At 47.9% G+C, this 215-nt stretch carries 1 tRNA gene; it reads left to right on the top strand.

Annotated elements, in window-relative coordinates:
• Window positions 1–108 precede the first annotated feature (108 nt).
• Window positions 109–184: transfer RNA gene (locus tag A3761_RS04215), tRNA-Trp, on the top strand.
• Window positions 185–215: the final 31 nt, after the last annotated feature.

Genomic DNA, 215 nt, shown 5'->3' with positions numbered 1-215 from the left:
CGCGATTCGTGAAGGTGGTCGTACTGTAGGTGCGGGTGTTGTAGCTAAGATTGTTGAATAATCTTAGTCTATGTTTGGAAGGCAGCTTGATGCTGCCTTCTTTTGTATAGGCCAGTAGCTCAATTGGCAGAGCAGCGGTCTCCAAAACCGCAGGTTGGGGGTTCGATTCCCTCCTGGCCTGCCATTTATTCTAGTAATAAATGGTAGTGGAACAG

The organism is Oleiphilus sp. HI0123 (genome assembly GCF_001635315.1).
The sequence above is the reverse complement of the archived record's forward strand: the minus strand, read 5'-3'. Positions and strand labels throughout refer to the sequence as shown.